General features: G+C 65.2%; 12 protein-coding genes. 11 read left to right on the top strand and 1 reads right to left on the bottom strand.

The features are described 5' to 3' along the window. The first annotated feature begins 104 nt into the window (after positions 1 to 104). The 6 genes from ACK4R0_RS02420 (at position 105) to ACK4R0_RS02395 (ending at position 4,992) form a co-directional block, all read left to right on the top strand. Entirely contained in the window at positions 105 to 908 is an 804-nt protein-coding gene (locus ACK4R0_RS02420; RefSeq protein ID WP_409669672.1) for a GntR family transcriptional regulator, read from the top strand. A 104-nt stretch (positions 909 to 1,012) separates the two neighbouring features. Beyond that, on the top strand, positions 1,013 to 1,963 hold the full coding sequence (locus ACK4R0_RS02415; RefSeq protein ID WP_409669669.1) for a hydroxymethylglutaryl-CoA lyase: 951 nt from the start codon (positions 1,013 to 1,015) through the stop codon (positions 1,961 to 1,963). Further along, positions 1,960 to 2,643, top strand: coding sequence for an isochorismatase family protein (locus tag ACK4R0_RS02410; RefSeq protein WP_409669666.1), 684 nt, complete (start codon positions 1,960 to 1,962; stop codon positions 2,641 to 2,643). The genes ACK4R0_RS02415 and ACK4R0_RS02410 overlap by 4 nt, the downstream gene beginning before the upstream one ends. Next, entirely contained in the window at positions 2,643 to 3,569 is a 927-nt protein-coding gene (locus ACK4R0_RS02405; RefSeq protein WP_409669662.1) for a polysaccharide deacetylase family protein, read from the top strand. The genes ACK4R0_RS02410 and ACK4R0_RS02405 overlap by 1 nt, the downstream gene beginning before the upstream one ends. Further along, a complete protein-coding gene (locus ACK4R0_RS02400) occupies positions 3,566 to 4,501 on the top strand; it encodes a polysaccharide deacetylase family protein (RefSeq protein ID WP_409669659.1) in 936 nt (311 codons plus the stop codon). Before ACK4R0_RS02405 ends, ACK4R0_RS02400 begins: the two co-directional genes overlap by 4 nt. Beyond that, on the top strand, positions 4,498 to 4,992 hold the full coding sequence (locus ACK4R0_RS02395; RefSeq protein ID WP_409669656.1) for a nuclear transport factor 2 family protein: 495 nt from the start codon (positions 4,498 to 4,500) through the stop codon (positions 4,990 to 4,992). The genes ACK4R0_RS02400 and ACK4R0_RS02395 overlap by 4 nt, the downstream gene beginning before the upstream one ends. A 27-nt stretch (positions 4,993 to 5,019) precedes the next feature. On the opposite strand, the gene ACK4R0_RS02390 is transcribed toward ACK4R0_RS02395, so the two are convergent. Continuing rightward, positions 5,020 to 6,246, bottom strand: a complete 1,227-nt coding sequence (locus tag ACK4R0_RS02390; RefSeq protein WP_409669653.1) for an MFS transporter — start codon at positions 6,244 to 6,246, stop codon at positions 5,020 to 5,022. A gap of 93 nt (positions 6,247 to 6,339) precedes the next feature. On the opposite strand from ACK4R0_RS02390, the gene ACK4R0_RS02385 reads away from it, so the two are divergent. From ACK4R0_RS02385 to ACK4R0_RS02365, 5 genes are all read left to right on the top strand, one after another. Then, entirely contained in the window at positions 6,340 to 7,131 is a 792-nt protein-coding gene (locus ACK4R0_RS02385; RefSeq protein WP_409669650.1) for an SDR family NAD(P)-dependent oxidoreductase, read from the top strand. A gap of 55 nt (positions 7,132 to 7,186) precedes the next feature. Continuing rightward, on the top strand, positions 7,187 to 8,551 hold the full coding sequence (locus ACK4R0_RS02380) for a RidA family protein (protein ID WP_409669647.1): 1,365 nt from the start codon (positions 7,187 to 7,189) through the stop codon (positions 8,549 to 8,551). A 63-nt stretch (positions 8,552 to 8,614) separates the two neighbouring features. Further along, on the top strand, positions 8,615 to 10,942 hold the full coding sequence (locus ACK4R0_RS02375; RefSeq protein ID WP_409669644.1) for a TonB-dependent receptor: 2,328 nt from the start codon (positions 8,615 to 8,617) through the stop codon (positions 10,940 to 10,942). 28 nt (positions 10,943 to 10,970) lie between these two features. Next, positions 10,971 to 12,131 carry a class I SAM-dependent methyltransferase gene (locus tag ACK4R0_RS02370; protein WP_409669641.1) on the top strand — a complete coding sequence of 387 codons (1,161 nt, stop codon included), beginning with the start codon at positions 10,971 to 10,973 and terminating at the stop codon, positions 12,129 to 12,131. Next, positions 12,128 to 12,454: a hypothetical protein gene (locus ACK4R0_RS02365; RefSeq protein WP_409669638.1), complete on the top strand. Its 327-nt coding sequence runs from the start codon at positions 12,128 to 12,130 to the stop codon at positions 12,452 to 12,454. Before ACK4R0_RS02370 ends, ACK4R0_RS02365 begins: the two co-directional genes overlap by 4 nt. Positions 12,455 to 12,458 lie beyond the last annotated feature (4 nt).

Here is a 12,458-nt window from a genome sequence, read left to right as displayed (position 1 = left end):
CCCCTCGCGCCTGTCAGATACAGCCCGACATGCGCTGACGCTCGCTGCTGGTGCCGGTGGGCCTTATTGGCTAACGTATCTGAGAACATCGGAGGGGCAATCTCTTGAGAAGACCGCAAGCACTGAAGAAGCCGCGCGCGCCGGTGGCAGGCGGGTCGGTAAATCGCGAAACCGCCATTCCGCTCTACCACCAGATATACCTCACGCTCAGGGACGAGATCGCCCGGGGAGACCGCCCGTACGATTCCGCGATGCCCACCGAAATGCAGCTCAGCGCGCGCTACAACGTCTCGCGGATCACCGCGCGCCGTGCGCTCGACGAGCTCGCCAGCGGCGGCTATGTCGAGCGCAAGCGGCGCACGGGTACGCGGGTGATCTACCGCCGCCCCGACCAGCAGATCGAGGGCAATATCGACCAGGCGGTCGAATCGCTGATCGCCTTTGGCCAGAACACCGAGGTCAAGGTGGTCGAGATCGCCGAGGAGCCGGCCTCGCCCGCCATCGCCGAAAAGCTCAAGCTCGAGCCGGGGGATCATGTCATCCGCGCGGTCCGACTGCGCTCGCTCAAGGGCCAGCCGCTCGGCCTGATCATCAGCCACCTGCCCGCCGACATGGGCATCGATGCCACCCCCGAACGGCTGACCGGATCGCCGATGCTGTCGCTGTTGCGCGCTGCTGGGCTGACGATCGGCGGCGCGGTGCAGACGATCGAGGCGATCGTCGCCGACCCCGATCTCGCCTCGGCGCTGGCGATCGAACCGCGATCGGCGGTGCTGCATGTCGAGCGCCAGGTCGAGGATTCGAGCGGCCGCATCGTGCTGATTACCAGCGCCTATTACCGCGCCGACCGCTACCGCATCACGCTCGACATGCATGAGAAGAGCCAGTTCTCGCCGACCTACTCCTGACACAATCAGCCCGGTTCTCCCGGTGAGTCAGGCAGGGGTTGCAAACACCGCATTTGATCTATAGCTAATACAAATCAAATGTCGGGTTGAAACGAATTATGGCGATGGACGGGATCGATATCCTGGTGAGCGAAGTGGGCCCACGCGACGGCCTGCAGAACGTAAAGGCAGTGATGCCGACGGCGGCGAAGAAGCGCTGGATCGATGCGCTGGTCGCGTCCGGAGTGCGCGAGATCGAGGTGGGCAGCTTCGTTCCGCCCCGGCTGCTGCCGCAGCTTGCCGACACGGGGGAGATCGTCGCGCATGCGCTCACCCATCCGGGCCTCACCGTCGCCGTTCTCGTCCCCAATGTTCGCGGAGCGGCCGATGCGATCGCCGCAGGCGCACACAAGCTGACGCTTCCGCTGTCGGTGTCCGAAACACACAGCCTCGCCAACCTGCGGCAAACCCACGATCAGGTGCTGGCCTCGGCGCGGACCATCGCAGCGATGTGCGCGGATGCCCCGTCGCGCCCACATTTCGAGGTCAGCCTCTCGACGGTGTTCGGCTGCACGCTCGAAGGCGCGATCCCCAATGAAACGATCAGGCGGCTGTCGGCCGCGCTGATGGACGCCGGCTGCGACGAGATCGGGCTGTCGGACACCACCGGCTATGCCACCCCCGATGCCGTCGTGCGCATCGTCGACATGGTGCGCGGCGTGGCCGGGTATGACGCTGTCCACGGCCTGCACCTGCACAACACCCGTGGCCTCGGCCTCGCCAACGTCATGGCGGGGCTGTCGGCGGGCATCACTACGTTCGACGCTTCCTCGGGTGGCCTTGGCGGCTGCCCGTTCGCGCCCGGGGCCAGCGGCAACATCGTGACCGAGGATCTCGTCTTCATGCTCGAGGCGATGGGCAAGCGCACCGGGATCGACCTCGATGCGCTGCTCGCCAGCCGCGAGCACCTCATTGCCGCCCTGCCCGGCGAACCCGTCTACGGGTTCATCGCCGATGCAGGCGTGCCCAAGGGCTATGCCCCTGCCACTTCCCCCCAGATCAGGAGCGTCGGATGACAATACCGGGAACCCGCATGGTCAGCGATGGCCGCACCGCGCGGCAGATCTTCGAAGACGTGATGGCCAATCCCGCGCGCGCGCGGTTCGGCTTCGGCAACAAGCTGGCCATCGTCAATGTCGACTTCCAAAACGCCTACACCCGGATCGACGAGTTCAAGACCGCGTACGAGACCGATCCACGCCAGATCGAGCACACCAACAGGATTTCGCGGCTGGCGCGTGCTGCCGGAATGCCGGTCGTGTGGACGCATGTCGCCTATATGGACAGCGCGGCAGATGCCGGTGTCTGGGGCACGCGCACCGACACCCCCGACAGCCTCCAGAACATCAAGGTCGACAGCCGCCGCCACGCCTTCGACGACCGCTGCGAGATCGACCGCGCGGTCGATGCCATCTATACCAAACGCATGCCCAGCGCGTTCTTCGAGACGCCGCTGCAGAGCCTGCTGGTGTGGCACCAGGTCGATACCGTGGTCGTCACCGGCGGCTCGACCTCGGGCTGCGTCCGCGCGACCGCAGTCGATGCGCTCAGCCGGGGCTATCGCACCATCGTCCCGATCGAGACCTGTGCCGACAAGCACGAGAGCTATCATTTCGCCAACCTCACCGATCTGCAGCTCAAATATGCCGATGTCGTGCCCGTGCAGGACGTGGTCGACTGGCTGGAGGCGCGCTGATGCGGGAGGGAAAGCACGACCCGGGGCTCTACGATTTCCGGCCCTATCGCGACCGGACCCCGATCGCCTGGCCCGACGGCAAGAAAGTCGCGGTGTGGGTGTCTCCCAACCTCGAATTCTACGAGCTCGACCCGCCAGCCAACCCGCACCGCAAGAGCTGGACGCGGCCGCACCCCGATGTCGTGGGCTATGGCCACCGCGATTATGGCAACCGCGTCGCGCATTGGCGGATGGCCGAGATGATGACCAAGCACGGCTTTCCCGGATCCGTTTCGCTGTCGGTCGCCTTGTGCCAGCATATCCCCGAGATCGTCGAGGACGCGAACGCACGCGGCTGGGAGTTCTTCAGCCACGGCATCTACAACACCCGCTACAGCTATGGCATGGACGAGGCGCAGGAACGCGCGATGATCGAGGATGCGATCGCCACCGTGCGCGAGGCCACCGGCCAGACGATCAAGGGCTGGCTCGCGCCCGCGCTGACGCACACGCCGCGCACGCTCGACCTGATCGCCGAATACGGCCTCACCTACACCTGCGACCTGTATCATGACGACCAGCCCGGCCCGGTCCACGTCAAGACCGGCGCACTGATCTCGATGCCCTACAGCCTCGAGGTCAACGACCATTACGGCTTCTTCGTCTACAACATGAGCCCGCGCGATTATGCCGACACGCTGATCCGCCAGTACGACCGGCTCGCCGACGAAGGCGGCACGGTGATGTGCATTCCGCTGCACGCCTATCTGATCGGCCAGCCGCACCGCATCGGCCCTTTCGAGGAGGTGCTGCGGCATATCGCCGCCGATGGCCGCGCATGGATCACCCGCTCGGGCGACATCGCCGACCATTTCATCGCGCAGAATTATCCGCAGGCGGTCGCCGACGATGCCGCGCGATTTGCCACCGGAGGGCCACGCGCATGACGCTCGATCCCGCCTGCATGGCCTATCCGATGCGCCGCCGCGGCATGGACCACGATCTGTATGCCTGGTCGAACATCCACCAGCGCCCCGCCCTGGCGTGGCCGGGCGGATGCCGCGTCGCGGTGGCTATCATGGTCAGCCTCGAATGGTTTCCGATTCTTCCCGCCGCCGATGCCGCGTTCAAGGCGCCCGGGCACATGCAGACCGCCTATCCCGACTATCGCCACTACACCTCGCGCGAATATGGCACCCGGATCGGGCTCTACCGGATGCTCGATGCCTTCGCCAAGGTCGGCACCCGCGTGTCGGTGGCGACCAACGCCGCGATTGCGCAGCGTTACCCCTCTATCATCGCCGACATCGTCAGCGCCGGGCACGAGATCGTCGCGCACTCGACCGACATGGATGGCACGATCGACAGTTCGCTTCCCGAAGAGCGCGAGCGCGCGCTGATCGCGCAATCGCTCGACGTGCTCGAGGCCGCAACCGGGAAGCGCCCGCGCGGCTGGATGTCGATCGCGCGGTCGCAGTCGTTCAACACCCCGCGCCTGCTCCGCGAGGCCGGCATCGACTATATGTGCGACTGGCCCAACGACGATCTGCCCTACCGGTTCGAAACGCCCGCCGGACCGATCGTCAATGTGCCGATCAACCACGAGCTGTCCGACCGCCAGATCATCACCGTCCAGCAGCATTCCGCCGACAGCTATGTCCAGCAGATGCTGGACGCGCATGACTGGCTGGCGCGCGAGAATGCGCCGCGGATGCTGCCGCTGCATGTCACGCCTTACATTCTGGGCCTGCCCTATCGCATCGGGGCGTTCGAGCGGCTGCTGGCCCGGCTTGCCGACAGCGATGCCGCCGGCTTCCTGACCACCGGCGAGATCGCCGGCACCCTGCCCCTCCATCATGACCCGGAGCAAGCCGCATGAAAACCGCCCACCTATCGCTCGCTTTCACACTCGGCATCCTGGGCGTTTCCGCAACCGGCACCGAGGCTCACGCTCAGTCCGGTGCTGCTGCCGTTTCCGCCGAGTTCGAGGCTGTGCGCGAGGAACTCTGGACCAAGGAACTGTCGATCTACGAGGGCCGCAGCCGCGGCGACCTGTCGCTGTATCTTGCCTCGACCGCAGACAATTACATCGCCTGGCCGCCTTTCAACGACGTGCCCAAGGGCAACGACGGCCTGAAGGAGACCGGGCGCAAGATGGCAGGCAAGACGCAGGAGGTCCTCAAGATGACCTATCTCGACCTTGCGCTCAACGGCGACACGGCGGTGATCTATTACAAGACCCACCGCACCCGCCTGGCCGACGGCAGCCCGGCCGACCAGCATTACGAGGTCACCCACACCTGGGTGCGGCAGGACGGCAGCTGGAAGGTGCTCGGCGGAATGGCGCGCGAGCGGCCCGCACGCGACTGACGAGCCTCGGCGCGGCGGGCTGGGCGATCAGCCCGCCGCCTGCTCGCGCGGCTCGGTCGCCCACACCGCCAGCGCCAGAAGCGCAAAGCCGGCCCCAGCGCCCGCGCACGCGGCCCATCCGGCATACGCGTAAAGCAACGGCGCAATCCCCGATCCGATCGCGCCGCCGACGAACATCAGGCTGATATAGACCGCGTTGATCCGGCCGCGAAACTGCGGGGCAAGGCTGTACACCCGCGCCTGTCCGAGCACCTGGTTGGTCTGGGTCGCCGCATCGATCGCGATGGCCAGCACCGCCAGTGCGATCACCGACCCCCACACCACCGCCGGCACCGAAAACGCAAAGCACACCGCCATCCCTAGCATCGCGGCGGCCGAGCCGATGCGCGTCCTGCCGCCATCGGCGAGCCTTCCGGCGAACGGCGCGGCGAGCGCGCCGCCTGCGCCAGCGAGCGCGAACAGCGCGATCTTGCCCTGATCGAAGCCGAAGCGGTCCTCGAGCGCGAGCGGTGCTGCGGTCCAGAACACGTTGAAGCTGCCGAACAGGCACGCCTGGTAGAAGGCGCGGCGGCGGAGCTGCGAAAACCGCCCCAGCAACTGCGCCATCGACCGCAGGATGGCGAGGAACGGCTCCTTGCCCTCGGGCTGGCGTCGCGGCATCGTCAGCGCGAGCACCAGCGCCAGTACGACCATCAACGCCGAGGGCACCGCAAACGCCACCCGCCATCCGAAACCCTGCGTCAGCGCGCTGGCGAACGGGCGTGCGAGCATGATTCCCGCCAACAGCCCGGCCATGATATAGCCGATGACCCGGCCCTGACGGTCGGGTAGCGACAGATGCGCGGCCAGCGGCACCAGCACCTGCGCGCCGACCGAGCAGATGCCAGCAATGCAGACCGCGATCAGGAACATCGCGGCCGACTGCGCGGCAGCAGCTCCTGCGATGCCCACGGCGGCGGCCAGCGTGAGCGCAAGCACCAGTCGGCGGTTCTCGATCCGGTCGGCCAGCGGCACGATGAACAGGAGTCCGGCGCAATAGCCTACCTGGGTCAGCGTGACGATCAGCCCGAGTCGTTCGACCGAAATTCCCAGGTCTTCGCCAATCACCGCGATCAGCGACTGGGCATAATACAGATTCGCCGCCATCAGCCCGCAAGCGAGCGCAAACACCGTGATCATGAACGGCGACATGCCGCGACCAGCGCCATCCGAAGCCGCGCCCGCACCGGATACAGCATTGTTTATTTTCAACATCTTAAACCCTCTGATGCGGCTGCAAACGCCCTTTGCAGGCCCGCGCGAACAATGACTTTGACGGCAATTTAATTGTAGTATAGTTATATCAACATGACAATTGGACGACGCCAATTTGACACCGAAACCGGGGCCACCAGCTCCGGTGAGTCCGCTGTTGGCCTCCCTGTCGCCATCGTCACCGGGGGCGCCGGCGGCATCGGCGCGGCGACGTGCCGACAGCTTGCCGATAACGGCTTTGCGGTGGTGATCGTGTACCATGCATCGCAGGCGCAGGCGCAGCAGCTCGAACGCGATATCGCCGATGCCGGGGGCACTGCCTGGGCGATCGGCGGAGATGTGTCCAACAGCGACGACGTCGAAACGATCGTCGATGCGGTCGCCGACCGGTTCGGGCGGATCGACGTGCTGGTGAACAATGCCGGCATATCTTCTTACCTTGAATTCGGCCGCATGTCGGGCGCCGACATCGACCGCGAGTTCGCCGTCAACGTCAGGAGCGTGGTGCTGATGACGCAGGCCTGCGTGCCGCACATGCGCAGCGGCGGATCGATCGTCAACGTCAGTTCGAACCTCGCCTGGGCGCCGCTGCCCGGGCTGTCGCTCTACAGCGCGACCAAGGCTGCAGTCGCCTCGCTGACCAAGGGCTTCGCGCGCGAACTGGGCGGGCGCGGCATCAGGGTCAATGCGGTCGCGCCGGGGGCGACCCGCACCGCGATGACCGAATGGATCGACGACCAGACGATGGCGGGCATCGCCTCCAGCACGCCGCTCGGCCGTGTCGGCCAGCCGCAGGACATCGCATCGGCGATCGCCATGCTCGCCTCCGCCCAATCCGCATGGATCAGCGGCCAGACCATCATCGTCGATGGCGGGCTCAGCTGATGGCGTTCGCGGAAGCTCGCCAAGCTGCGTTTCTCCAGACTTCGGGAGCCGTCACGTGATCGATTCCAAAGCCCCCCAGGCCATCTGGCCCGATATCCCGCAGCCGCTGATGCCCTATTCGCCGGCGGTCAAGGCCGCCGACTGGATCTTCGTGTCAGGCCAGCTCGCGAGCGATTTCACCACCGGTATCGCGCCCGAGGCGATCCCCGCCAACGCAAATCTGGTCGACGCGCAGGAGCTGCAGTCGCGCTACGTGATGGAGACGCTCAAGCGCACGCTGGCCGCAGCGGGCGCCGACCTTGCCACTGATGTCGCGCGGATCTGGCAATGGCTGCCTTGGGACCGCCCGACAATGGCCGAATTCGCCGACGGCACGTGCTTTCCCGAAGGCCTCGGCATTTCGCCGTATCTTGCGGTGCGCAACGACTATATCGGCGAGCCGCGCCCGGCATCGACCGCGGTCGGTATCCGCGCGCTTCCGGTCAAGAATGCGCTGATCGAGATCGACGTCATCGCGATCGTCGACGGCAGCGATGTGCGAGGCTGCCCGTCGGGCGAAGGCATACCCGCACCACTCGCCGGTTATTCGCCGGCGCTGCGGCGCGGCGACTGGATATTCCTCGCCGGCGAAGTCCCTACTGACTGGCAGGGTGACTACGGCGAGCACCTCTCGATGGGCGAACCCAGCGCGCTCGCCCGCGAAGCGCGCACCAACCCGCATGTCTGGTACGGGTCCGACATCGAGGCGCAAACCGATTACACGCTGTCGAAGCTCGAACGCCATGCCGAGGCCGCCGGTGGCTCGCTGCGCAACGTCGTGAAGGCCGATGTCTATATCGGCGACCCTTCCGATTATGCCGGTATGGACCGCGCCTGGAAGCGCTGGTTCCCCGACAATCCCCCTGCCCGCTGCGTCATCCCCTATATGGGCCTGGGCACGCGCGGCAGCCGGGTCGAGATCGCGCTGACGCTGCTCGCCGACGATGCTTCGCTCAAGATCGAGCGGATCGAGACATCGGATGCGCCCGAACCCTTCAGCCACGAGCCGCAGGCGATCAAGGTCGGCAACTTCCTGTTCCTCAGCCAGCAGATGGCGTGTGATTCCCGCGGCGTTCTGGCTGACGGCATGCTGCGCAACGCAAACTTCCCCTGGTACGGCCTGCCCGGCAAGAACCAGATGCGCTTCATGCTGACCAATGTCGCCGCGATCTGCGAGGCGGCTGGCACCAGCGTCGAGAACATCGTGCGCCGCGCCTGCTTCCATGACGAAGGCACGCATTTCGCCGATTCCATCGAGGAATGGTCGTCGTGGTTCACCGGCGTGAAGCCCGCTTCGACCACGATGAAAATCGGCGGACCACTCGTCGTGCCGGGTGCCAACGCGCTGCTCGATCTCATCGCATTCGTTCCAGACAAATAACAAATCCATTCGGGAGGATGGCTGGAACACAGTTCACCATAACCAAGCCTAAGGGGGTCACATATGACTGACATTTACCGCACACTCAAATCGGCTACGGCGCTCTCGCTTCTTTCCGGGGTCGCGCTGTGTGCCTTCGCGATGCCCGCCGCTGCGCAGGACGCCAACACCGCCGCAGTGGACCAGGCCAGCACCGCCGAGCAGCTCGACATGTCGAGGGTCATCGTCGTGACATCGCGTCGCCGCGAAGAGCGGCTGCAGGACGTGCCGCTGGCGATCACCGCGCTTTCGAACGAGGAACTCGAAGCCCGGGGCATTGAATCGCTCGCCGATCTGGCAGCGTTCACCCCTGGCCTCGCATTTCAGGACGTCAACGGCGCCTATGCCGCACCGGTGCTGCGCGGCATCGCGCAGATCGACCAGACCGGGCCGCAGGGCAATGTCGGCGTGTTCATCGACGGCGTCTATCTCAACAACCGTTCGGCGCTGGCGTTCGACCAATATGACCTCCAGCGCATCGAGGTCGTCAAGGGCCCGCAAAGCGCGCTCTACGGCCGCAACACCTTCGCCGGCGTCATCAACTATGTGACGGCGCCCGCCGACACCGATGGCTTTGGCGGCAACCTGCAGGTGACCGTCGGCAACTACGGCCGCTACGAAGGCAAGGGCGCGATCAACGTGCCGCTCGGCGACAGCGTGGCCGTGCGCGTGTTCGGCGGCTATTCGAAGTTCGACGGCACGATCCGCAACGACCGCTCGGGCAAGCTGCTCGACGGCTGGGACGATCGCTGGAGCGCGGGGGCAAAGCTCACCGCGAAAATCACCGACCGGTTGACGCTCGACCTGTTCGGCGTGCATTCCGAAACCAAGAACGACCAGCCCGCGCTGTTTTCGGTTCCCACCGCGCTCAACAACTGCGGTGCGACCACCATCGGCGGCGGACGTCCGCTCAACACCTTCCTGTGCGGCAAGCTCGACTATCCGACCAACTACAGCCTGGACGACGTCACCGGCTATGGCCTGACCGGCGACAGCAACCTGTATTATGGCCGCGCCAGCTTTGAAGGCGATGTCGTCGATGTGACGGCGCTGGTCAGCTACTCCGAAGCCCAGTACGATCTGCTGATCGATACCGCAGGCGATCCCACAGCCATCACCACTCCGCTGTTCGGCGGGCTGTCGCGCCAGCTGTTCACCAACGCACAGACCGATGAAAGCACCGACTGGAACTACGACCTGCGCTTCTCGTCGAAGCAGGACGGCCCGTTCACCTGGATGGCAGGCGTCAATCATTACAGCTCGCTGGTCTCCGACGTGCTGGCGCTGAATTTCCAGACGCTCGGCGCCACCCCCGGCACGCGTCCGCCGGTGTTTTCGAGCCGTGGCGGCATCTTGCGGACCAAGGGCCACGCGATCTACGGCATGGTCGGGTATGAATTCACCCCGACGCTGAGCGCGCAGGGCGAAATGCGCTACACGATCGACGACCAGTCGTTCGATGGCACCGGCAGTTCTCTGGGAGTGATCGGCAAGCAGACCTTCAAATATGCGACCCCGCGGGTGTCGCTCAACTGGAAGGCCGATCCCAACCTGCTGGTCTATGCCACCGCGGCGCGCGGCGTGAAGACCGGCGGCTTCAACGCCAATGCCGCCAATTCCCAATTCTTCGCCTTTGGCGAGGAAACCAACTGGACCTATGAATTCGGCTTCAAATCCACGCTGCTGGATGGTGCGCTGACCGCCAATGCCAACGTGTTCTATGTCGACTGGCAGAACATCCAGGCGCAGACCCAGATCCCCGGCGGCACGCTTTCGGTGGTCGACAACAACGGCGACGCCGAGGTCAAGGGCATCGAGGCGCAGCTCGTCTATAACCTGACCCCGACGCTCCAGTTCTCGGCGAGCGGCGCATTGCTCGACCCCAAGTACAAGGGCGGCGTGCTCGATGGCGAGGTCGCCTATATCTGCGGCGAGATTGCCGGGAGCACGGTGCTGACCAGCAGCTGCACGGCCTCGGTCGACGGCAACCAGATCGCGCGCACCACCAACAAGCAGTTCGCGCTCGCCGGCAGCTGGACCATTCCCGACATCGCCAACGGCGTAGATGGCTATATCCGCGCGGACTACAGCTGGCAGGCGGGCAAATACTCAACCAGCCTCAACCTGCAGGACCAAGGCGAGATTTCGCTGCTCAACGCCCGTGCCGGCCTGAAGTTCGGCCAGCTCGAGGCCGCAATCTGGGCGAAGAACCTGCTGCAGGACGAATATATCGCGCGCGCCACGGTGGTCGCATCGACCGCCGATGCCGGCCCTGCCTCGGGGGTCAGCTATACGCGCATCTATCCCGGCCAGCGCCGGACCTTCGGGGTCGACCTGACCGCACGGTTCTGACCTGACCGACCAATTGGAGTAAGCCAACGTGACCTTCCTGACCCGTCTCGACGATACCGGCCTGGCTGCAGGCTCTGTCCCTTCGTTTTCGCTCTCGCAGCGTGGACGAGCGGGACTAGAACTGCTCGGTTCGATCCAGATCTTTTCGTCCGGAACGCTCCGCCCGATCGCGGCGGAGCGTTTCGAGAAGGACAGCGAAGGTCACGCGCTTGCCCAGGACCATGCCGCGCAGTCCCCCGCTCTCACCACCCGCGAGCGGATCCAGCGGGCAAAGACCTTGTGCGAACGTGACAACGTCTATCGGCTTGAGCGCTTCTTCCAGCGCTATGTCGCCGAAGAGAATTTCAACCGCGGCATCCCCGCAATCGAGGAGCGCCGCGCCCAGTTCGAAGCGTTCGACGCAAAGCAGGGCGACGCCGAGGCGCTCGGATCGCTCGAGCTTGCCGACGCCATCGATATCCCCAAATATTACGATCGCATCGAATGGCATCTCGAGCCCGGTGGCTGGGATGGCTATGATCTGTACGGCGCGCTGTTCGCCTTTGGCGTCGGGCCGATGGTGTTCCGCCATGGCGGTTATGCCGCGGTCGGCATCGGCGACGATATCACCCAGCAGCGGCTCAAGACCGTCGCGCAGTTTCCCAAGAGCGAATATGCGCGGATCTACGAACCCGGCTGCGGCGGCGTCTCCACGCTCAAGGCACTGCACACCGTGTTCCCCGATGCCGAACTGCATGGCTCCGATCTGTCGCCATTGCTGCTCAAGAATGGCCGCAAGATGGCCTCGCGTCAGGGTTTTGCGGTCCACCTGCGCCAAGCCGACGCGGCGAGCGACACCCGCGAAGCCGACGCAAGCTACGACGGCGTCATCACCTATGCACTCCACCACGAACTCCCGCCCAAGGCCAATCGCAAGCTGCTCGCCGAGATGTTCCGCATCATGAAGCCGGGCGCCGACATCGTGATCTCCGATCCGCCACCGTTCCGCGCGGTCGATCTGTTCCACGCGGTCATCCTCGACTGGGATACCGACCACCGCGAAGAGCCGTTCTTCTCGGCCGTGCTGCACGACAGCATCGACGACATGCTCGCCGAAGCCGGCTTCGAGGCCATCGAATCCTACGGCCTGGGTCAGGGCCAGTATCCCTGGATCACCCGCGCCCGCAAACCCCTGGAGGCAGCACAATGAACAGCACCGGACACGATTACCTCGGCCCGCAAAGCGTGACCGACGTGGCGCGGATGCTGATGGCGCTGACCTCCGAAGTCTGGATCATGCGCGATCGCCAGATCGTCACCGAATATCTGCTGGCGACCAAGGGATCGATCACGCGCGAGGATATCGACAATTTCACGCCACCCGCCGAACTGGCGACGGCCATCGCCGCCGAGCGTGACCGCTTCGCCAGCCTGGTGGCAGGAGCCCCGATCGCAGGCGTCCACCGCAGCGTCGCGGACATCCTCACGCGCGCCGGGCTCCCGGTCCCTGAACCTGTGAGGGCAAAAACTTGACGAG

This window comes from Blastomonas sp. (assembly GCF_046294995.1).
In the GTDB taxonomy this organism is placed as follows: Bacteria; Pseudomonadota; Alphaproteobacteria; order Sphingomonadales; family Sphingomonadaceae; genus Blastomonas.
This window is presented reverse-complemented; position numbering and strand designations above follow the sequence as displayed.